Here is a 22,530-nt window from a genome sequence, read left to right on the forward strand (position 1 = left end):
GGCAGGTTGCACGGCTCGCGGGTGCCGCCCGGTTCAGCGCGACTCGAACCCGAAGGGGGTCGGCGTCCGTGGTACCGGTCGAGGCCGGGCGACTTTCCGGCGAGGACGGACGCGGGAGGACAGCGATGGCCTGGTACCAGGGGCCGAGCCGGATCACGGTGACGGCGGTGGAGGGCGAGTGGCCGCAGCGGGCGGTGGTGACCGTCCGGGGAGCCGCGCCGGTGGAGATCGCGGCGGAGGTCGGCGCGGTGCACCTGGTGGAGGCCGACAGCTGGCAGCTGGCGCTGGAACACCGCGTCGGCACCGAGTGGTGCCCCAACATCCGTGCCGTGCAGGGGCGTTGGCAGGAGATCCGGGGTGTGCAGACCCAGCTGGTGCACAGCCGCAACCGTGATCGGGCGGGCGACCGCCGGGACCGCAACGTGGTGCTGCGGATCGAGCGGGTGGAGCCGGACGGCGGCGGCCCCGCGGCCGCGCCCGGGCTCCCGGCCGCCCGCCGTACCGCGACGGCGGGGGCGGGGTCGGTGCCGGGGGCGTCCGGTACGGTCCGGACGGCCGGGACGTCCGGGACGGCCGGCCTGCGGACCACCACCTCGACCGCCGGCTCGGACTTCCCGCAGCCGGCCGCCCCGGCCCGTCCGGCGACCTCGGCCGGCGCGGCCGCCCCGACGGCTCCGGCGGGTGCCCGGACGGCCGCCACCAGCGGCTCCTGGCGTCCCTGACCGGCCTCACCGCCCCGCCGCCGCACGGCCGTACGGGCCGCTACGGGCCGCTACGGGCTTATGGCCCGCACTGCGCCAGCCGGGCCCGCACCCGCTCCACCTGGCAGGTCGCCCGCCCCTGCTCGGCGGCGAGTTCGAGCGCCCGCTCCCAGTGCGTGCGGGCCTCGGCCCGGCGGCCCTGCTCGTACCGCACCTGGCCCATGACGTCGGCGAAGTCGAACTCGGCGTGGGCGTTGCCCTGGGCCCGGCCGACCTCCAGGGCGCGGTGGATCTGGGCCACCGCCTCCTCGGGGCGGCCGAGCGCGTTCAGCACCTGGGCGTGGGTCTTGGTCGAGATCACCAAGTACGGGTCGGACTCCCGGTCCGCCAGCAGGGCGAGCGACTCGGTGATCGGTGCGAGCGCCTCGGCCGCCCGATCGGCCCGCAGCAGGGCGTCGGCCAGGTTGTTGAGCGCCTGGGAGAGCGACCGCCGGTCGCCGGCCTCCCGGGCCTCGGCGACGGTCTCGACGATCCCGGGCAGGGCGGCCTCGGGGTCGCCGTCGTCGTCCAGGAAGCTGGTCCGCATGCTCAGGTAGCGGTGCCGCAGGACCGGCCGGCTCTCCGGGTCGGCGACCGCGACGGCGCGCGCGGACTGCTCCAGGGCCTCCCGTCGGCGGCCCAGCCAGCCCAGCGACATGCTGTGGTTGGAGTACAGGTGCGGCCAGTCGCCCTCCGTGCCGGCGGCCTCCACGGCCTCCAGCGCGGTCCGGGCCGACTCCTCCCAGGCCCGGAACAGGCCCGCGTCCAGGTACAGGTAGCCGGCGTTCTCGACCAGCCGGCAGGCGTGTTCGGGCCGACCCCAGCGGCAGGCCAGGGTGACCAGGCCGCGGACGGCGGGCTCCTCGGCCCGGAACCAGCCGAGCGCCTCCGCCGCCGTCGCGAACTCCGGTGTGCCGCCGGTGGGTCGACCGGACGGGCAGTGGTGCCGGGCGTCCGGCCGGGCCAGCACCAGGCCGGCCGCCGTCGCGGCGAGGTAGTGGTCGGACAGCCGGGCCAGGGCGGCGCCCCGGGCCTCGGCCGGCAGCTCCTCGGCGGCCTGGCGGGCGTACAGCCGGACCAGGTCGTGGCGCTCGAACCGGCCCGGGGTGCTCTCCGCGACCAGGTGTGCCCGGTGCAGCAGCCGCAGCGCCGCGGCCGCCGCCCGCCGGTCGGTGCCCGCCAGCGCGGCCGCCGCCCCGGTGTCGATCTGCTGGCCGGGGTGGATGCCGAGCAGCCGGAACAGCCAGGCGGCCGGTCCGGGCAGGCTGCGGACCGTCAGCTCCAGCGCCGCCGCGACGCTCAGCGTGCCCTGGGTGGCCAGCGCGGCCAGCCGGGACTGCTCGTCCGCCAGTTCCTCGGCCAGGGTGGCGACCCGCCAGTGCGGCCGGGTGGCCAGCCGGGAGCCGGCGATCCGCAGCGCCAGCGGCAGCCCCTCGCACAGCTCGACCACCCGCTGCGCCGCCTCCGGTTCGGCCGTCAGCCGGGGCAGGCCGGCGACCCCGGCCAGCACGCCGAAGGCGTCCTCGGCCGGGAGCGAGGCGAGCGGCAGGGTGCGCGCGCCCTCCTCGGCGACCAGCTCGGTGAGCCGGTGCCGGCTGGTCACCAGGACCAGGCAGCCGGGCTCGTCCGGCAGCAGCGGGCGCACCTGCGCGGCGTCGCGGGCGTTCTCCAGCAGGATCAGCACCCGGCGCCCGGTGAGCAGCCGTCGGCAGGCGGCCGCCGCCTCCTCGGGGTCGGCCGGGATGGTGCCCTCCTCGGCGCCGAGCGCCCGCAGCAGTTCCGCCAACGCCTCCTCGGGGCGCAGCGGTTCGGTCTCGTCGAACCCCCGGAGGTTGACGGCGACCCGCCCGTCCGGGAAGGCCGGGCCGAGCCGGTGCGACCAGCGCAGCACCAGGGCGGTCTTGCCGACCCCGGCCGGGCCGGTGACCAGCAGCAGCCGGGTGGCCGCAGCGCTCTGAACGGCGCCGAACTGCTCGTCCAGCCAGGCCAGTTCGGCCTCCCGTCCGATGAACCGGCCGGGCGCGCGGGGCAGCCGGGCGGGGGCCGGTACGGGCTCCGGCACGGGCGCCCCGGCGGCGGTGGACCGGACCTGCGCCAGCGCCTCGCGCAGCGCCGGGCCGGGGTCGATGCCGGTCTCCTCGGCCAGCCGGTGGCGGGCCCGCTCGTACACGGCGAGGGCCTCGGCGGGGCGGCCCTCCTGGTGGAGGCAGAGCACGGTGAGGCGGATCAGCGACTCGCGCAGCGGGTGGTCGGCGAGCGCGGCGGTGAGCTCCGCGGTCACCGAGCGGCCCCGGCCGGTGCGCAGCGAGCGCTCGGCGAGCTGCTCCAGCGCCTCGGTCCGCAGGGTCTCCAGGCGCCCTGCGGCGCTCTCGCGCAGCGCCTCCGAGCCGCAGTCCGTGAGGGCCGGGCCGCGCCGGAGCGCGAGCGCCTCGCGCAGCAGCGGTACGGCGGTGTCGTCCCCGGCCCGGTCGGCGGCGGCCGCGCGGGCCCGACCGAGCAGCAGGTCGAGCCGGTGGGCGTCGATCAGCTCCGGGTCGGCGTGCAGCACGTAGCCGGGGGCGCGGGTCTCCAGCCGCAGCCCGCCGTCCAGCAGGGTGCGCAGCCGGGCGATGTGGCCCTGGAGCGCGGCCCGGGCGGTGGAGGGCGGGGCGTGGTCCCAGGCGAGGTCGAGCAGCCGCTCGACGGACACGACCCGGTTGGCCTCCAGGGCGAGCGTGGCCAGCACCGCGCGCCGCCGGGAGCCCCCGACGTGGACGGGCACGCCCTGGTCGGTGCGTAGTTCCAACGGTCCCAGCAGGAGTATCCGCACGCCGCACCCGTGTCCTCAGTCCGTCCCCGGCCCCCTGGCCTGCACCTTAGCCGGGCCGGAGGCGCGGTGGACGGCCGGGGCGGGGATCGCCGGGCGCCCGCGGGGGGACTTCCTGGACAGGTGTCCGGCTATGATGGACACCTGTCCAGGAAGTCCGGAGTCTCGGGAGCTGATGATGCGTACGGCGGCGGATCTGCTGGTCGGCCTGGTGGCCGTCCTGCACGGGTACTTCCTGGTGCTGGAGATGTTCCTGTGGGAGCGGCGGCCGGGCCGGGAGCTGTCCGGCTTCGACGCGGCGCTGGCCCGGACCACCGCGCCGCTGGCCGCCAACCAGGGCCTCTACAACGGCTTCCTGGCCGCCGGGCTGCTCTGGGGGCTGCTCGCCGGCGGCACGACCGGGCACCAGGCGCAGCTGTTCTTCCTGGTCTGCGTGGTGGTGGCCGGGCTGTACGGCGGCGCCACCGCTAACCGCCGGATCCTGGTCGCCCAGGCACTGCCCGGCGCGGCCGCCCTCGGCGCCGTCCTGCTCGCCGGATGAGCCCGTCCCAGGACCCCCGGGGGACGACGGCCCCGAGCACGGACCCGAGCACGAAACCGAGCACGGAACCGAGGACGGACCCGAGGGCGGAGCGCACCCGGGCCGCCCTGCGGCGGGCGCTGCTGGCGGAGTGCGCCGAGCGGCCGCTGGCGGAGGTCAACGTCGCCGCGCTGGTGCGCCGGGCCGGGGTGGGCCGGGCCACCTTCTACGTGCACTACCCGGACCTGGAGGCGCTCGCGGTGGACGCCTGCGCCGACCTCGTCCGCGCCGCGGTGGACGCCCTGCACGCCTGGCGGGGCGTGCCCGACCCGGACGTCCCGCCGCCCGCCCTGACGGAGTTCTTCGCCGCGCTCCTGCCGCACGCCGCGCTCCACCGCGCGCTGCTGACCCCGGGCGGCGGCGGGCCGCTCGGGGTGCGGCTCGGCCGCGAACTGCGCGAGCGCAGCCGCACCGAGCGGGCCCTGGCCGGGGCGCCGGAACCGGACCTGGTGGCGGCCGCGGTCGCCGGCGCCTTCACCGGTGTGCTCGCCGACTGGCTGCACGGACGGGTCGACACCTCCCCGGAGCGGATCGCCGACCGGGTCTGGCGCCTGCTGATCTCCCTGCACCGCACGCCGGGGCTTTAGGGCGTGTCTGACAATTCGCGTCGGATCAGCGCGCGGCGTCGGGGTGCGTGCATCGCAAGGCGGAGGAGGGAGTCCATGCGGAGCATCGGCGACCGACAACGCGGCGAGGTGCGTGCCCCGGCGTCGCGCGCCCGGCGGGAATTGTCAGACACGCCCTAACCGTCAGACGGTTGTCACGTGCCGGGTGAACGTCCGCCAGTGCTCGTCGAGTTCGAGGTCGATGCGCGGCGGCACCCGCTCGTCCGGGTCGGTCAGGACGACCTGGACCAGGGTCGGGCCCGGCCGTTCCAGCGCCTCCCGCAGCAGCGCGGCCAGCTCCTCCGGCTGCTCCGTCCGGGCGACCGAGGGGTAGCCGCAGGCGCGGGCCCAGGCGGTGAAGTCGGTGGCCGCGGCGGGGCTCCGCTGCCCGCCGGTGGAGGCGTAGGAGGCGTCGTCGAGCACCACGTGGACCAGCGGCAGCCCGGGCAGCGCGCCCGCGGTGACCAGCGTGGTCGGGTTCATCAGCAGGCTGCCGTCCCCGTCCACCGCCACCGCGGTACGGCCGGTGGCCAGGGCGATCCCGGTGGCGACGGAGGCGGCCAGGCCCATCGAGCCGGTCATGTAGAAGTGGCCGGGCCGGTCGGCCAGGTGCCTGGCGATCCGGCAGGCGTAGCCGGTGGTGAAGACGGTCGGCCGGTCGCTGGTGGCGTCGAGGACGACGCGGATCGCGGTGGTCTTGTTCACGCCTGCCATCCGAAGAGCGAGGGGGTGACGAGGAGGGCGGCCGGGCGGCGCTCCTGGGCGACCAGCCGGTGGGCCCAGCGGACCTGGTGGCCCGGGCGGTCGGGGTCGATCCGGACGGCGGGGACGCCGAGGCCGTCGAGCAGCGGCTCGGTGAGGCGGCCCATGACCAGGTTCTCCGCGGTCGGGTCCGGGTCCACCCCGCGCAGGCTGACGACCAGCAGCATCGGGACGCGGTACGGGACGGTCAGCGAGGCGAGCGCGTTGACGGACTGGCCGAGGCCGGAGTTCTGCATCAGGACGACCGGGAGCCGGCCGGCCGCCGCGGCCCCGGCGGCGATGCCGACGGCGGCGTCCTCGCGCGGCACGGTGAGCAGTCCGGCGTCGCGCTCCAGGGCGGCGTAGAAGGGTTCGAGGATGCCGCACGGGGTGCCGAAGAAGGGGCCGAAGCCCTCGGCGGTGAGGAGTCCGGCCAGTTCGGCGGCGAGGTCGGTACCGGCGGAGGCCGGGGCGGGGTGGAGCGGCATGGAGCGGGCCGTTCGGTCGAGGGAGTGGAGGAGGGGAGGGCGCGGGGCCCGGGTGTGGCGGACCGGGCCCCGCGGTCGAGGGGCGGTCAGCCGGCCTCGGCCATGGCCCGGACCAGGCCGGCCGGGCGCATGTCGGTCCAGTGGGCCTCGACGTGGTCGAGGCAGGACTGCCGGGTGTCCGGGCCGTGGACGGTGGTCCAGCCGGCCGGGACCTCGGCGAAGGCGGGCCACAGGGAGTGCTGGTTCTCGTCGTTGACCAGCACCAGGTAGGTGCCGTCCGCGTCCTCGAACGGGTTCGCCATGGGGAGGGTGTCCTTTCCGGGACTTCAGGTGTTTCCGGGACTTCCCGGACTTCCGGTACGTCCGGTGCTTCCGGGTGGGGGTCAGGCGCGCCGCAGGGCGGCGGACACCACGCGGCCGATGGCGGACAGGGCCGCGGGCCGGGTCATGTCGTGGTGGGTGCACGCGACGGCGGTGTCGACCACTCGCCCGGTGCAGTGGGCGCGCCACACCTCGGCGGTCGGCGCGGTCTCGGACCGACCATGATCGGCGGTGAAGAACAGCAGGTCACCGTCGAACGACGCCGGGGTGAACTTGTCCAGCAGGTTCGTGCTGCGGAGGAACGTGTCGACCACGGCCGCGACCTCTTCGCCGGTCGCCGGCCCGGGCGTGCCGGCCAGCGCGGCCACCTGGTCCGGGGTCAGCGGGCCGGGCGCGGCCGGGCCGTTCAGCGCGCGCAGCAGCTCGGCGAGCAGCTCCTGCCGCAGCTCGGGGGTGTCCGGCCGGGCGACCTCGGTGCCGGGGTAGCAGTCCAGGACGGCGAGCAGCTCGACCCGTTCGCCGGCCGCCTGGAGCCGGGTCGCCATGGCGTGCGCGACCGCGCCGCCGAAGGACCAGCCCAGCAGGTGGTACGGGCCGCTCGGCTGGACGGTGCGGATCCGCGCGACGTACTCGGCGGCCATCTCCTCGACGCTGTCCGGCAGGCCGTCCCGCTCCCGCAGCCCGCGGGCCTGGAGGGCGTACAGCGGGCGGTCCCCGTCCAGGTGCGCGGCCAGCCCGCGGAAGGACCAGCCGAGGCCGAAGCCCGGGTGGACGCAGAACAGCGGCGGCAGCGCGCCGCCGGTGCGCAGCGGGAGCAGCACCTCGAACGGGTCGGCGGCGCCGTCCTCGCCCAGCCTGGCGGCCAGTGCGGCGGGCGTCGGCGCCTCGAACAGGTCGCGCAGGCCCGCCCGGTGGCCGAGCGCGTGCAGCCGCCCGGCCAGCCGGGTGGCGAGCAGCGAATCGCCGCCGAGGTCGAAGAAGTCCTCCTCGACGCCGACCGAGGGCAGCCCCAGGACCTGCGCGAACAGCTCGCACAGCGCCCGCTCGACGCCGTCCTCCGGTTCGCGGCCGGCCGGGCGGTGGTCGGTCCCGGGCGCGGGCAGCGCGCGCCGGTCCACCTTGCCGTTGGGGGTCAGCGGCAGCGCGTCCAGGAGTACCAGGGTGCTCGGGACGAGGTACTCGGGCAGGTCGTCGGCGAGCTGCTTGCGCAGCACCCCGGGGTCGGGCCGTTCGTCCCCGGCGGGCACCAGGTAGCCGACCAGTCGGCGGTCGCCGGGGCGGTCCTCGCGGACCACCGCCGCCGCCCGGCCGACCGCCGGGTGGGCGGTCAACGCGGCCTCCACCTCGCCGAGTTCGATCCGGAAGCCGCGCAGCTTCACCTGGTCGTCGGCGCGGCCGGCGAACTGCAGGGTGCCCCGGGCGTCCCAGCGGGCGAGGTCGCCGGTGCGGTACATCCGGGCGCCGGGCGGACCGTACGGGTCGGCGGTGAAGCGCTCGGCGGTGAGCTCCGGGCGGGCCAGGTAGCCGCGGGCCAGGCCGGTGCCCGCCACGTACAGCTCGCCCACCGTGCCGGGCGGCACCGGGCGCAGCGCGGCGTCCAGGACGTACACCCGGGTGTTGTCCAGCGGTCGGCCGATCGGCAGCGCGGCGGCCGGGTCGGCGACCGGGCCGAGCGGGGCGCAGCTCGCGAAGGTGGTGGTCTCGGTCGGGCCGTAGCCGATCACCACCCGGGTGCCCGGGCAGGCCCGCTGGACGGCGGCCACCGCGGCCGGTGACACCACGTCACCGCCGGCCAGCACCTCGCGCACCCCGCGCAGGGCCTCCGGCCGCTCCTCGGCGATCAGGGCGAACAGGCCGGCCGTCGCCCACAGCGCGGTGACCCGGTGCGCGGCCAGTACGGCAGCCAGTTCGGCCGGGGTCCGGGCCTGCGGCGGTGCCACCACGACCGTGCCGCCGGACAGCAGCGGCACCCACAGCTCGTAGGTGGCGGCGTCGAAGGCGGGGGAGGAGTGCAGCAGCACCCGGCGGTGCGCGCCGCCCGCCCAGCGGCGGTCGGCGGCCAGCTCGGCGACGTTGCGGTGGGTGACCGCGACGCCCTTGGGGCGGCCGGTCGAGCCCGAGGTGTACATCACGTAGGCGAGGCCGTCGGGCGAGGCCGGCGGGGGCACGGCGGCGGCCGGGCCGGCCGGGTCGCCCGGCACCTCGTCCGCGAGCACCGTCGGCAGGCCGAGCAGGTCGGCCTCGGCGCCCAGGGCGCGGTCGGTGAGCACCACGGCGGCGCCGGTGTCGGCCAGGATCAGCCGGCGGTGCGCCAGCGGGTACCGGGCGTCCAGCGGCACGTAGCAGCCGCCCGCCTTGACGACGGCGAGGACGGCCACCACCAGGTCGGCCGAGCGCTCCATGAGCACGGCGACGGCGGACTCGGCGCCGACGCCCAGGGCGCGCAGCCGCGCGGCGAGCCGGTCGGCCCGCTGGTCCAGCTCCCGGTAGCTCAGCTCGGCCGTGTCGGAGACCACGGCGGCCGCGTACGGGGTGTGGGCGGCCTGGGCGGCGAACAGCTCCGGCAGGGTGCCCGCCGGGGTGGCGGCGGCGGTGTCGTTCCACTCGGTGAGGACGGTCCGGGCGGTCTCCCCGTCCAGCAGGGCCAGCCGGCCGACCGGCCGGGCCGGGTCCTCGGCGACGGCCGCGAGCACCGTGCGCAGTCCGCTGACGATGCGCTCGGCGGTGGCCCGGTCGACCAGCGCCGGCCGGTGGTCCACCCGCAGCCCGAGCCGCTCGCCGGGCAGCACGGCGACCGTGACCGGGTAGTGGGTCCCGTCCAGGCCGTCCGCACCGGTGATCCGCAGGCCCCCGCCGGGGGCGTCGGCGAGCGCCGCCGGGTCCACCGGGTAGTTCTCGAACACATAGGCGGTGTCGAAGAGTTCGCCCACGCCGGTGAGCCGCTGCAGCTCGGCGAGGCCGAGGTGCTGATGCGCCAGCAGTGCCGACTGCTCGGCCTGGAGCCGGGCCAGCAGGCCGGCCAGCGGCTCGGCCGGGTCCAGCCGGACCCGCACCGGCAGGGTGTTGATCAGCAGGCCCACCAGCCGTTCCACGCCGGGCAGTTCGGCCGGGCGGCCGGAGACCACCGAACCGAACACCACGTCGGTACGGCCGGTCAGCTGGGCCAGCACCAGGCCCCAGGCCGCCTGGACCACGGTGTTGACGGTCACGCCCAGGCGGCGCGCGGCCGCCTCGACGGCCGCGGTGAGGTCCCGCGGCAGCCGGTCGAGCAGCCGCGCGGGCTGCTCGTCCCGGGCTGCGCGCGAGTCCTTCGCCGGGTGCGAGACCTTCGCCGCGTGCGGGTCCTTCGCCGGGCGCGCTGCGGGAGCGGCCAGCCGGGTCGGCTCCGTCACCCCGGCCAGCGCCGTCCGCCAGGCGGACCGCGCGGCCTCCCGGTCTTGCCCGGCCAGCCAGCCGAGGTAGTCCCGCATCGGGGTCGGCCGGGGCAGCCGGGCCGCCGCGCCCGCCCGGTACAGCTCGGCCAGCTCGCCGATCAGCACGCCGATCGACCAGCCGTCCCAGAGCAGATGGTGGTTGGTCAGCACCAGCACGTGCCGCTCGGCGGCCAGCCGGACCAGCGCCAGCCGCAGCAGCGGCGGGGCCGCAGGGTCGAACCGGCGGGTCCGCTCCCCGGTGCGCAGCAGCTCCAGCCCGGCGGCCTGGCGGTCCGCCGGAAGGGCGCTCAAGTCGGCCTCCTGCCAGGGGAGTTCGACCTCGCGCGGGATCACCTGGAGCAGTCGGCCGTCGGCCGCCTGGCGGAAGCCCGCCCGCAGCTGGGGGTGCCGCTCCAGCAGGGTGGCGGCGGCCCGGCGCAGCGCCGCCGGATCCAGCGGGCCGGCCAGGTCGAGCGCCAGCTGCGCGGTGTAGACGTCCGGGCCGCTCTCGTCGTAGCGGGCGTGGAAGTACAGGCCCTCCTGGAGCGGTGCCGGCGGCAGCACGTCGGCCAGCGGCTCGACGGCGAGCCGGTCCAGCTCGGGCTGGGTCAGTCCGGCCAGCGGCACGTCGGACGGGGTGAGCGCGCCCGCGCCCGGCCGCGCCGCGTACGCCACCAGCTCGCGCAGCGCCTCGAACCAGAGCCCGGCCAGTTCGCGGACCCGCTGCTCGGCGAGCACCCCGCCGGCCCAGGACCAGGCGGCGACCAGGGTCGGGCCGTCCGGCCGGTCCTCGGTGCGGGCGTTGAGGGTCAGCGCCTGGGCGAGCGGTGCCTCGGGGGCGAGGCCGCCGTGCTCGGTGCCCACCGGCAGCGCGGACCAGTCGGCCGGCTCGGCGTCGCCCGATCCGCCGAAGCGGCCCAGGTAGTTGAACCCGACCTGGGGGACGGGGAGTTCGGCGAGCACCGCGGCCGTGGCGGGGTTGAGGTGACGCAGCAGGCCGTGGCCCAGTCCGTGGTCCGGGGCGGAGCGCAGCTGCTCCTTGACGGCCTTGACGGCGGCGCCGAGGTCCGCGCCGGGGTCCGCGCCGCTGCCCGGGTCGAGCCGGACGGGGTGGGAGGTGGTGAACCAGCCGACGGTCCGGGTGAGATCGGTCCCGGCGGTGAACTCCCGTCGGCCGTGGCCCTCCAGCTCCACCAGCAGGCCGCCGTCCCGCCCGCGCCAGCGCCGGACGGCGACGGCGAGGGCGGTCAGCAGGACGTCGTTGACGTCAGCGTGCAGCAGGGCGGGGGTGGTGGACAGCAGGGGGAGGGTGGCCTCGGCGGGCAGCGCGAGGTCGAACCGGCCGGCCGTCCCGAGGGTGTCCTGCGCCGGGTCGAGCGGGCGGCTGCCGAGCAGGGCGTCCGGTTCGGCCAGCACGCCTTGCCAGTAGGGGAGTTCGGTGCTGCGCCGGGTGGCCTCCTGGGTGAGGAGGTGGGCCCAGGTGCGGAAGGAGGTGCCGGTGGGCTGGAGTTCGCGGCCGTGCCAGGCGGCGGCCAAGTCGGGGAGCAGGATGCGCCAGGAGACGCCGTCCACGACCAGGTGGTGGATCATCACCAGCAGTCGGCCGGGGGCCTGCGGTCCGGCGTCGAACCAGACCGCCTGCACCATCTGGCCCGTCGCCGGGTCCAGCCGGTCCTGGGCGGCGAGCGCCTCGCGGCGGAGCAGCTCGGGCTGGTCGTCGACCCGGGCGTCGACCCAGGTGTGCCGGGGCTCGGTGGAGCCGGGCGGCGGGACGTCCAGCGTCCAGGTGCCGTCCTCGGTGGTGACCAGACGGGCGCGCAGGGCGTCGTGGTGGTCGAGCAGGGTGCGCAGGGCGGCGGTGAGCCGGTCGGGTTCGGTGTCGGACGGCAGCTGCACCAGCATGGCCTGCTGGAAGCCGTCGACCGGGCCGCCGTGCTCGCGCAGCCAGTGCATGATCGGGGTCGCGGGCAGCTCCCCGGTGCCCTCGTCCGCCGGGGTCGGCTCGGCCGACTCGGTGGCGGCCAGGGCGAGTTCGGCGACGGTCTGGCGGGTGAAGACGTCCCGGGCGGTGAGGACCAGCCCGGCGGCGCGGGCGCGGGCGACCAGCTGGATGGAGCTGATGGAGTCGCCGCCGAGCTCGAAGAAGCCGTCGTCGACGCCGACCCGCTCCAGCCCGAGCAGCTCGGCGAACAGCCCGGCGAGCAGCTCCTCGCGCCGGTTGCCGGGCGCCCGCCCGGTCACGGCGGCCGCGAAGTCCGGGGCGGGCAGGGCGCGGCGGTCCAGCTTGCCGTTCGGGGTCAGCGGGAGGGCGGCCAGGACGACCACCGCGGCCGGGACCAGGTGCTGGGGCAGCCGCTCGGCCAGCCGGGCCCGGGCGGCGGCGGGGTCGACCGGGCCGCCTGCGCAGTCTGAGCCGTCCGCGCTGTCTGCGCAGTGCGCGCGGTCCCCGGCCGGGACGACGTAGCCGATCAGCCGGTCCTCGCGGACCACCGCCGCCGCCTGGCCGACCGCCGGATGGGCGGTCAACGCGGCCTCCACCTCGCCGAGTTCGATCCGGAAGCCGCGCAGCTTCACCTGGTCGTCGGCGCGGCCCAGGAACACCAGCTCGCCGTCGGCCGTCCAGCGCACCAGGTCGCCGGTGCGGTACATCCGGGAACCGGCCGGGCCGTACGGGTCGGCGAGGAAGCGCTCGGCGGTCAGGCCGGGCCGGTCGAGGTAGCCGCGGGCCAGGCCGTCGCCGGCCAGGTACAGCTCGCCGGGCACGCCGGCCGGCACCGGCCGCAGCCGGGCGTCCAGGACGTACACCCGGGTGTTGCGGATCGGCCGGCCGATCGGCGGGGTGCCGGCGCCGGAGAGCGGCTCGCTCATGGTGGCGCAGACGGTCGCCTCGGTCGGGCCGTAGGCGTTGACCATCCGGCGGCCGGCCGACCAGCGCTCGGCGAGCGCCGCCGGGCAGGCCTCACCGGCGGTGACCAGGGTGGTCACCGAGGGGAGGTCGGCCGGGGACAGCACCGCCAGCGCGGCCGGGGGCAGCGTGACGTGGCTGATCCGCTGTTCGGCGGCCAGCTCGATGAGCGGGGCGCCGGGGGTCAGCCGCTCCTGCGGGGCGAGGACGGCGGTCGCGCCGGCGAGCAGGGCCATCGCCAGCTCGGAGACCGCCGCGTCGAAGCTGGTGGAGGCGAACTGCAGCACCCGGCTGCCCGGCTCCACCGCGAACCGCTCGATCTGGGCGCCGGCCAGGCCGGCCAGGCCGTGGTGCGGCACCACGACGCCCTTGGGGCGGCCGGTCGAGCCCGAGGTGTAGATCACGTAGGCCGGGTGGTCCGGGCGCAGCGGCGCCTGCCGCTCACCGTCGGTCAGGTCGTGCTCGGGCAGGGCGGTGAGGTCCAGGGCGTCCAGGTCGACGCTGCGGACGGTGTGCTCCGGCAGCGCGGTGGCGCCGTCGGTCAGCAGCAGCACCGGGGCCGCGTCCGCCAGCAGGTAGGAGATCCGCTCGGCCGGGTACGCCGGGTCCACCGGGACGTACGCCGCACCGGACTTGAGCACGGCGAGCAGCGCCACCGGGAAGCGCTCGGAGCGCGGCAGCGCGATGGCGACCCGCCGCTCCGGCCCGGCGCCGAGCGCGACCAGCCGCCGGGCCAGCCGGTTGGCGGCCGCGTTCAGCTCGGCGTAGGTCAGCTCGCGGCCCTCGCAGGCGAGCGCGACGGACCCGGGGGTGCGGGCGGCCTGCGCCTCGAACAGCGCCGGCAGGGTGGCCGGGGTGACCGGGACGGCGGTGGCGTTCCACTCCGTCAGCAGCCGTCCGCGCTCCGCGTCGGTCAGCAGCTCGACCGCGCCGACCGGGGCGTCCGGGGCCGCGGTGACGGTGTCCAGCAGCCGGCGGAAGCGCTCGGCGAGCAACTCCACGGTGGCCCGGTCGAACAGGTCGACGGCGTACTCGAAGCTGCCGGCCAGCCCGGCCGGGGAACCGTCCTCGGCGGTGCGCTCGCCCAGGCTGAGCGAGAGGTCGAAGCGGGCGGCCACCGCGCCGGTCGCCACCGCCTCGGCGGTCAGGCCGGGCAGGTCGAGCCGGGGTTCGGCGTTGCTCTGCCAGGCGATCATGGTCTGGGCCAGCGGGTGCCGGCCCATCGAGCGGCTCGGGTTGACCGCCTCGACCACCTGCTCGAACGGCACGTCCTGGTGGGCGTACGCGCCGAGCGTCGACTCCCGTACCCGGCCGAGGAGTTCGGTGAAGCTGGGGTCGCCGGAGAGGTCGGTGCGCAGCACCAGGGTGTTGACGAAGAAGCCGACCAGCTCGTCCAGGGCCTGGTCGGTGCGACCGGCGATCGGGGTGCCGAGCGGGACGTCGGTGCCCGCGCCGAGCCGGGAGAGCAGGGCGGCGAAGGCGGCCTGGACGACCATGAAGGCGGTCGCGCCGTGGGCGGCGGCCAGGTCGGTGACGGCGCGGTGCAGGGCGGCGTCGACGGCGAACTCGATCCGCTCGCCGCGGTGGCTCGCCACCGCAGGACGCGGCCGGTCGGCCGGCAGCTCCAGCTCCTCCGGGGCACCGGCCAGGGCCGTGCGCCAGTGGTCGAGCTGGCGTTGCGTGAGGTCGCCGTCGGAGAGCAGCTCGCGCTGCCACAGGGTGTAGTCGGCGTACTGGACGGGCAGCGGCGCCCAGGCCGGGGCCGCGCCGTCCAGCCGCGCGGCGTAGGCGGTGGACAGGTCGCGGGCCAGCGGGCCCATCGACCAGCCATCGGCCGCGATGTGGTGCACGGTCAGCAGCAGCACGTGCTGCCGGGGGTGCGGCAGGGTGAACAGGGTCGCGCGCAGCGGCAGGTCGGCGGCCAGGTCGAAGCCGCGCCCGGCCGCCTCGGCGAGCAGGGCGGGGAGGCGGTCCTCGGTGGCCTCGATCTCGATCAGCTCGGCGGTGGCCGCGCCGACCAGCTGGTACGGGGTGCCGTCGGCGGCCTGCGGGAAGACGGTGCGCAGCGACTCGTGCCGCTCCAGCACATCGCCGAGTGCCCGGCGCAGCGCGGTGCGGTCCAGCGGGCCGGTGAGGCGCACGGCCATCGGGATGTTGTAGGCCGCGCTCGCGCCTTCGAGGGCGCCGAGGAACCAGAGCCGCTGCTGGGCGGGGGAGAGCGGCATCGGCTCGGGCCGCTGCGCCGGGCGCAGCGCGGGCCGGGCCGGGCGGTGGTCGTGGGCGAGGTCGTCGGCCAGCCGGGCGGCGAGGGCGGCCACGGTGGGGGCCTCGAACAGGGCGCGGACGCCGAGGTCGGCGCCGAGCACCGCGCGGATCCGGCTGACCAGCCGGGTGGCCAGCAGGGAGTGGCCGCCGAGGGCGAAGAAGTCGCCGTCGACGCCGACCTCGTCGAGGCCCAGCACCTCGGCGAACAGGCCGCACAGCACGGTCTCCCGCTCGGTGCGCGGGGCGCGCCCGACCGGTCCGGCCGACTGCTCGGGGGCGGGCAGGGCGCGGCGGTCCAGCTTGCCGTTGCCGGTGAGCGGCAGGGCGGGCAGCGAGACCAGCGCGGCCGGGACCATGTAGCCGGGCAGCGCGGCGGCGAGGTGCTCGCGCAGGGTGGAGTCGTCGGCGCCCTCGGCCGGCACCAGGTAGCCCACCAGGCGCTTGTCACCCGGGCGGTCCTCGCGGACCACCACGGCTGCCTGGCGGACGGCCGGGTGGCCCAGCAGGGCGGCCTCGATCTCGCCGAGCTCGATCCGGAAGCCGCGGATCTTCACCTGCTCGTCGGCCCGGCCGAGGTACTCCAGGCCGCCGTCGGCGGTGCGCCGGACCACGTCGCCGGAGCGGTACATCCGGGTGCCGGGGGCGCCGAAGGGGTCGGCGAGGAAGCGCTCGGCGGTCAGGCCGGGGCGGCCGCGGTAGCCGCGGGCCAGGCCCGGGCCGGCCAGGTACAGCTCGCCGGGGACGCCGGTGGGCACCGGGCGCAGGCCGCCGTCCAGGACGTACAGGTCGAGGTCCGGCAGGGCGCGGCCGATCGCGCTGGCGGTGGCGGTGGCGTCGGCCGGGGTGAGCGGGTGGTGGGTGGCGTGCACGGTGGTCTCGGTGATGCCGTACATGTTCACCAGGCGCGGCCCGTCGGCCGGGTGCTCCCGGTACCAGGCGGCCAGCCGGCCCGGGTCGAGCGCCTCGCCGCCGAACACCACGGTGCGCAGCGCGGCGATCGCGCCGGTGGCGAACTCGGCTTCGGCGTCCAGCAGTTGGTAGAAGGCGGACGGGGTCTGGTTGAGCACCGTGACCCGCTCCCGGCGCAGCAGCGCCAGGAACTCGCCGGGCGAGCGGCTGACCAGGTGCGGCACGACCACCAGCCGGCCGCCGTACAGCAGCGGGCCCCACAGCTCCCAGACCGAGAAGTCGAAGGCGTAGGAGTGGAACAGCGCCCAGACGTCCTCCGGACCGAAGCCGAACAGGCCTTCGGTGGTGCGGAACAGGCGGACCGCGCTGCGGTGCGACACGGCGACGCCCTTGGGGCGGCCGGTCGAGCCGGAGGTGTAGATGACGTACGCCGGGTGGTCGGCGAGCAGCGGGGAGCGGCGCTCGGCGTCGGTCAGGTCGGCGCCCGACCCGGAGGTGGGGGCGTCCTCGACCAGCAGGATGGGCGCCTCGCTCCGCGGCAGCCGGGCGGCGGTGGCCCGGTCGGTGAGCAGCAGTGCCGGGGCGGCGTCGGCCAGGATGAACGCGGCGCGCTCGGCGGGCGAGTCCGGGTCGACCGGGACGTAGGCGGCGCCGGTCTTCAGCACGGCGAGGACCGCTACCACCAGCTCGACGGAGCGCGGCAGCGCCAGGGCGACGGCCCGCTCGGGGCCCGCGCCGCGGGAGACCAGCTCGCGGGCCAGCCGGTTGGCGGCGGCGTTCAGCTCGCCGTACGTCAGTTCCCGGCCCTCGCAGCCGAGCGCGACGGCGGCCGGGGTGCGGGCGGCCTGGGCCTCGAACAGCCCCGGCAGGGTGGCCGGGTCGGGTGCGGTCGCCGGGCGGGCCGGCGGGAGGGCGGCGGCGCGCTCCTCGGCCGAGAGCAGGTCGAGCCGGCCGGTCGGCAGGTCGGCGTCGGTGACGAAGGCGGTCAGGGCGCGCTCCAGCCGGGCCAGCACCTGTTCGGCGCCGGACCGGTCGAGGACGTCGGGCCGGTAGGCGAGCCGCAGGTCGAGCCGGGTGCCGGGGATCACGACCAGGGTGAGCGGGTAGTGGGTGGCGTCCTGGATGGCCCCGGAGGTGATCCGCAGGCCGTCGGCGGGGGCGGCGAGGGCGTCCGCGTCCACCGGGTAGTTCTCGAACGCCAGGGCGGTGTCGAAGAGTTCGCCGGTGCCGGCCCAGCGCTGGACCTCGGCGAGGCCGGCGTGCTGGTGCGCGAGCAGGGCGGACTGCTCGTCCTGGAGCCGGGCCGCCAGGCGGGCCAGCGGTTCGGCGGGGTGGGTGCGCACCCGGACCGGCAGGGTGTTGATCAGCAGGCCGACCATCCGCTCCACGCCGGGCAGTTCGGCCGGGCGGCCGGAGACCACGGCGCCGAAGACGACGTCCTCGCGGCCGGTCCGGTGGGCCAGTACCAGCCCCCAGGCGGCCTGGACGGCGGTGTTGACGGTGACGCCGAGGCGGCGGGCGGCGGCGGTGAGCCGCGCGGTCAGCTCCTCGGGGAGCAGACTCTGCACCCGCTCGGGCAGCAGGGCGGCGCCGCGCTTACCGGGGGCGGCCAGCAGGGTGGCCTCGTCGAGGTCGCCGAGCGCGGCCCGCCAGGCGTCCCGGGCGGCGTCGCGGTCCTGGGCGGCGGCCCAGGACAGGTAGTCGCGCAGCGCCGCGACCCGGGGGAGCGGCGCGTCGGCGCCGGCCCGGTAGAGCGCGAAGAGTTCCTGGATCAGGACGCCGACGGACCAGCCGTCCCACAGGATGTGATGGTTCGTCAGGATCAGGACGTGGCGGTCCGCGGCCAGCCGCACCAGGGTGACCCGGAGCAGCGGCGGCGCGCCGAGGTCGAAGCGGTGGGCGCGCTCCTCGGTGCGCAGCCGCTCCAGCTCGGCCTGCTGTGCGGCCTCGCCCAGATCGCTCAAGTCGAGATCGGTCCAGGGCAGTTCGACCTCGGAGGGGATCACCTGCACCGCCCGGCCGTCGGCCAGGGTGCGCATCGCGGCGCGCAGCTGCGGGTGGCGGTCGAAGAGCTCCGCGAACGCGGCGCGCAGCCGGGCGGTCTCCAGGGGCCCGTCCAGGCCGAGCGCCAGCACGGTGGTGTAGACGTCCAGACCCTCGGTGTCGTAGCGGGCGTGGAAGTACAGGCCCTCCTGGAGCGGGGTCAGCGGGAGCACGTCCGCGAGCGGCTCGACGGCCAGCAGGTCCAGGTCGGCCTGGCCGACGGCGGCGAGCGGGACGTCGGACGGGGTGAGCCCGCCCGCGCCGGGCTGCCGGGCGTGCGCGGTCAGGGCGACCAGTGCGTCGAACCAGGCCTGGCCCAGCTCGCGCACCTCGCCCTCGGTGAGCGCACCGGCCGCCCAGGTCCAGGCGGCGGTCAGCCGGGGGCCGCTGGAGCCGTCGGTGGTCCAGGCGTTGACGGCCAGGGTGTGCGCGGGCGTGCCCGACTCGGCCGGGTCGGCGGTGAGTTCGGGCGCCGGCGCCCAGTCGGTGCCGCCGGAGCGGCCCGCGGCGATCCGGCCCAGGTAGTTGAACCCGAGCTGGGGGGCGGGGAGTCCGGCGAGCGCCGGGCCGGCCTCCGGGGAGAGGTGGCGCAGCAGACCGTAGCCGAGGCCGCGGTCCGGCAGCGCTCGCAGCTGCTCCTTGACGGCCTTCAGGGCGGCGCCGGGGTCGGTGGTGCCGGGGTCGAGGCGGACCGGGAAGGCGCTGGTGAACCAGCCGACCGTGCGGGACAGGTCGACGCCGTCGGTGAACTCCTCGCGGCCGTGGCCCTCCAGCTCGATCAGCACCGCTCCGGTGCGCTCGCGGATCCGCTGGACGGCCAGCGCGAGGCCGGTCAGCAGGACGTCGTTGACCTCGGCGTGGAAGCGCGCCGGGACGGTGGTGAGCAGCGGCGCGGTCAGCTCGGCGGGCAGGGTCAGTTCGACCCGGCCGCCGGCGGCGGGCTGCGCCGGCTGCGCGAAGAGCGGCTCGGTCGGGGCCAGCACGCCCTGCCAGAAGGGGAGTTCGGCGCCACGGCGGCCGGCCTCGGCGGTCAGCAGCCGGGCCCAGCCGCGCAGCGAGGTGGCGACCGGCTGGAGCTCGCCGCCCTGCCAGGCGGCGGCCAGGTCGGGCAGCAGGACGCGCCAGGAGACGCCGTCCACCACCAGGTGGTTGGCCGTCACCAGCAGTCGGCCGGGGGCGTCCGGTCCGGCGTCGAACCAGACCACCTGGAGCATCAGTCCGGCGCGCGGGGCCAGCCGGCCCCGGGCGGCCCGGGCCTGGGCGGCGACGGCGGCCCGCAGTTCCTCGGGCCCGGCGCCGGCCGTGTCGACCCGGGTGACGCAGCCCGAGGCCTTCACCTCGCCGGGCGGCGGCACGTGCAGCGTCCAGGTGCCGTCCGCAGCGGTGACCAGGCGGGCGCGCAGGGCGTCGTGGTGGTCCAGCACGGTCTGGACGGCGGCGGTGAGCCGGTCGAGGCCGAGGCCGGCCGGGACCTGCAGCAGCATCGCCTGGTGGAATCCGTCGACCTCGCCGCCGCGCTCGCGCAGCGCGTGCACGATCGGCAGGGCGGGGACCTCGCCGAGCGCGGCCTCGCCGTCGGCGGCGACGGCGTCCTCGGTGCCGCGGGCGGCCTCGGCCAGCGCGGCGACGGTCTGCCGGGTGAAGACGTCCCGGGCGGTGAGGACGAGTCCGGCCTTGCGGGCCCGGGCGACGAGCTGGATCGAGGTGATGGAGTCGCCGCCGAGCTCGAAGAAGCCGTCGTCGATGCCGACCTCGTCGCGGCCGAGGACCTGGGCGAACAGCTCGGCGAGCAGCTCCTCGCGGGCGGTGCGCGCGGTGCGGCCGGGCTCGGTGGGGCCGAACTCCGGGGCGGGCAGGGCGCGGCGGTCGACCTTGTCGTTGGGGGTGAGCGGGAGGGTGTCGAGGAGGACGAGGGCGCTGGGGACCATGTACTCGGGCAGCGTCCCGGCGAGGTGGGCGCGCAGCTCGGCGGCGTCCACGGCGGCGCCGGGGGCGGGGACGGCGTAGCCGACGAGCTGCTTGTTGCCGGGCCGGTCCTCGCGGACCACCACGACGGCACGGGCCACCGCCGGGTGGGCGGCGAGCACGGCCTCGATGCCGGTGGGTTCGATCCGGAAGCCGCGGATCTTGACCTGTTCGTCGGCCCGGCCGACGAACGCGAGCACGCCGTCCGGGAGGCGGCGGACCAGGTCGCCGGTGCGGTACATCCGGGTGCCGGGCGGGCCGTACGGGTCGGCGGTGAAGCGTTCGGCGGTGAGGGCGGGGCGGCCGAGGTAGCCGCGGGCGGTGCCGATGCCGGCGAGGTAGAGCTCGCCGGTGACGCCGGCCGGCACGGGGCGCAGCGCCGAGTCGAGGACGTAGCCCTGGGTGTTGTCGAGCGGACGGCCGATCGGCATCGCGCCGGGTTCGGTGCCGTCGACGGTGTGGGTGGTGCCCAGCATGGTGACCTCGGTCGGTCCGTAGCCGATCACCACCGAGGTCTCCGGGCTGACGGAGCGCACCCGGGCGACGGCGGTCGGGGAGACCACGTCGCCGCCGGTGAGGATCTCGCGTACGCCGCGGAAGCACTCCGGGCGCTCCTCGCCGAGCAGCCCGAACAGGCCAGCGGTGACGAACACACCGGTGACGGCGTACTCCTGGAGCAGGCGCTCCATCTCCGCCGCGCCGAGGACGCCGTCGGGGGCGACGACCAGCCGGCCGCCGGCGAGCAGCGGGACCCACAGCTCGGCGGTGGAGGCGTCGAAGGAGTAGGGGGCGTGGAGCAGGACGCGGCGGTAGGCGTCGGAGCGGAAGCGGCGGTCGGTGGCCAGGGCGACGACGCCCTCGTGGGTGGCGGCGACGCCCTTGGGGCGGCCGGTGGAGCCGGAGGTGTACATCACGTAGGCGAGCCGGTCCCCGGCGGCGGGCACCGCGAGGTCGCCCGGGTCGCCGTCGGTGTCCGCTTCGGCGTCCGTGGCGGCGTCGGCCCGCAGGACGGGCAGCTTGCCGTGCTCGTCCAACCCGCCCGCCTCCTCGGCGAGTCCGGCGTCGGTGAGGATCACGGCGGCGGCGGTCTCGGCGAGGATGAGCCGGCGGTGGGCGAGCGGGTAGCGGGCGTCCAGCGGGACGTAGAAGCCGCCGGCCTTGACCACGGCGAGGATCGCCGTGACCAGGTCGGGGGAGCGGCGCAGCAGCAGGGCGACGCCGGTCTCCGGGCCGACGCCGTGCGCGACCAGCCGGCGGGCCAGCCGGTTGGCGCGGGCGTTCAGCTCCCCGTAGGTCAGCTCGCCGCCGTCGAACTGCAGGGCGACGGCCTGCGGGTCGGCGGCCACCCGGGCCTGGAACAGCTCGGCCAGCGTGCGGCCGGGCAGCTCGGCGGCGGTGTCGTTGCAGGCGGTCAGCTGCTGCCGGCGCTCCTCGGCGTCCAGCAGCCGCAGCCGGCCCACCGGCTGGTCCGGGTCGGCGGTGAACTGGGCCAGCAGCTCGGCGAGTCGGGCGAGCAGGCGGTGCGCGGCGGGCTCGTCGAAGAGGTCCGGGCGGTGGTCCAGGCGCAGGCTGAGCCGCGCGCCCGGGACGACCGCGAGGTTCAGCGCGTAGTGGGTGGCCTCCCGGCTGTCCGCGGCGGTGACGGTGACGGCGGAGCCGGTCATCGCGAGCGACTCGGCGTCCAGCGGGTAGTTCTCGAACACCACGTTGGTGTCGAAGAGTTCGCCCAGGCCGGACCAGCGCTGCACCTCGGCCAGGCCGACGTGCTGGTGCGGCAGCAGGGCGGACTGCTCGTCCTGGAGCCGGCGGACCAGCTCGGCGACCGGCTCGGCGGGGTGGGTGCGCACCCGCACGGGCAGGGTGTTGATGAACAGGCCGACCATCCGCTCCACGCCGGGCAGTTCGGCCGGGCGGCCGGAGACCGTCGCGCCGAAGACCACGTCGTCGCGGCCGGTCAGCTGGGCGACCAGCAGGCCCCAGCCGGCCTGCACCACGGTGTTGACGGTGACGCCGAGACGGCGGGCCAGCGCGCCCAGCCCGGCGGTCGCCTCCTCGGTCAGCTCCCGCTCGATCCGCCCGGGCAGCACGGCCGCGCGCTCGCCCTCGGTGGGCGCCACCAGGCCGGGCTCCTCCAGCCCGGCCAGCGCCTGCCGCCAGGCCGCCTCGGCAGCGGGCCGGTCCTGGGCGGCGGCCCAGGCCAGGTAGCTCTTGTACGGGGCGACCCGGGGCAGTCCGGTGGCGTCCCCGCCGCGCTGGTAGAGGGTGAACAGCTCGCCCATCAGCAGGGCGTTGGACCAGCCGTCCCACAGGATGTGGTGGTGGTTGAGAACCAGCACGTGCCGGTCCGCGCCCAGCCGCAGGAGCAGGAAGCGCAGCAGCGGGGGCTTGGCCAGGTCGAAGCGGCGCTCGCGGTCCTCGACCCGCAGCCGCTCCACCTCGGCGGCCTGTCGCTCGGCCGGCAGGTGGCTCAGGTCCACCTCCGTCCAGGGCAGCTTCACCTGGCGCGGCACGACCTGCACGGCCTTGCCCGAATCGGCCTGGCGGAAGGCCGCCTTGAGGTGGGGGTGGCGCTCCAGCAGGGCCAGGCCGGCCGTCCGGAGGGCGGCCGGGTCCAGCGGGCCGGTCAGTTGCAGGGTGAGCTGCGAGGAGTAGACGTCGACACCCTCGGTGTCGTACTGGGAGTGGAAGAACAGGCCTTCCTGGAGCCGCGAGAGCGGGAGGATGTCCTGGATACGTGCGTTGGCCATGG

Annotated in this window: 8 protein-coding genes; 3 read left to right on the plus strand and 5 right to left on the minus strand. The window is 77.0% G+C overall.

Annotation, left to right across the window (positions count from 1 at the left end; genetic code table 11):
• The first annotated feature begins 125 nt into the window (after positions 1-125).
• Positions 126-722, plus strand: coding sequence for a hypothetical protein (locus tag ACIP4P_RS04025; protein WP_400914515.1), 597 nt, complete (start codon positions 126-128; stop codon positions 720-722).
• Between the two features lie 58 nt (positions 723-780).
• On the opposite strand, the gene ACIP4P_RS04030 is transcribed toward ACIP4P_RS04025, so the two are convergent.
• Positions 781-3,549 carry a BTAD domain-containing putative transcriptional regulator gene (locus ACIP4P_RS04030; protein ID WP_400914517.1) on the minus strand — a complete coding sequence of 923 codons (2,769 nt, stop codon included), beginning with the start codon at positions 3,547-3,549 and terminating at the stop codon, positions 781-783.
• A gap of 175 nt (positions 3,550-3,724) precedes the next feature.
• On the opposite strand from ACIP4P_RS04030, the gene ACIP4P_RS04035 reads away from it, so the two are divergent.
• Together ACIP4P_RS04035 and ACIP4P_RS04040 are read left to right on the plus strand one after the other, a co-directional pair.
• On the plus strand, positions 3,725-4,087 hold the full coding sequence (locus ACIP4P_RS04035) for a DUF1304 domain-containing protein (protein WP_400914519.1): 363 nt from the start codon (positions 3,725-3,727) through the stop codon (positions 4,085-4,087).
• Entirely contained in the window at positions 4,084-4,713 is a 630-nt protein-coding gene (locus ACIP4P_RS04040) for a TetR/AcrR family transcriptional regulator (RefSeq protein ID WP_400914521.1), read from the plus strand. Before ACIP4P_RS04035 ends, ACIP4P_RS04040 begins: the two co-directional genes overlap by 4 nt.
• A gap of 162 nt (positions 4,714-4,875) precedes the next feature.
• Here ACIP4P_RS04040 and ACIP4P_RS04045 read toward each other — a convergent pair whose 3' ends face one another.
• From ACIP4P_RS04045 to ACIP4P_RS04060, 4 genes are all read right to left on the minus strand, one after another.
• Positions 4,876-5,436 (minus strand): thiamine pyrophosphate-dependent enzyme, encoded by a 561-nt coding sequence (locus ACIP4P_RS04045; RefSeq protein WP_400914523.1) that lies wholly within the window; start codon positions 5,434-5,436, stop codon positions 4,876-4,878.
• Positions 5,433-5,960: a thiamine pyrophosphate-binding protein gene (locus tag ACIP4P_RS04050; protein WP_400914525.1), complete on the minus strand. Its 528-nt coding sequence runs from the start codon at positions 5,958-5,960 to the stop codon at positions 5,433-5,435. The genes ACIP4P_RS04045 and ACIP4P_RS04050 overlap by 4 nt, the downstream gene beginning before the upstream one ends.
• An 86-nt stretch (positions 5,961-6,046) precedes the next feature.
• Positions 6,047-6,262, minus strand: coding sequence for an MbtH family protein (locus tag ACIP4P_RS04055; RefSeq protein ID WP_400914527.1), 216 nt, complete (start codon positions 6,260-6,262; stop codon positions 6,047-6,049).
• Between the two features lie 81 nt (positions 6,263-6,343).
• The gene (locus ACIP4P_RS04060; protein WP_400914528.1) at positions 6,344-22,528 is read right to left on the minus strand and encodes an amino acid adenylation domain-containing protein; all 16,185 of its coding nucleotides are present in this window, start codon (positions 22,526-22,528) and stop codon (positions 6,344-6,346) included.
• Between the last annotated feature and the right edge of the window lie 2 nt (positions 22,529-22,530).

It is taken from the genome of Kitasatospora sp. NPDC089509, from assembly GCF_044749365.1.
In the GTDB taxonomy this organism is placed as follows: Bacteria; Actinomycetota; Actinomycetes; order Streptomycetales; family Streptomycetaceae; genus Kitasatospora.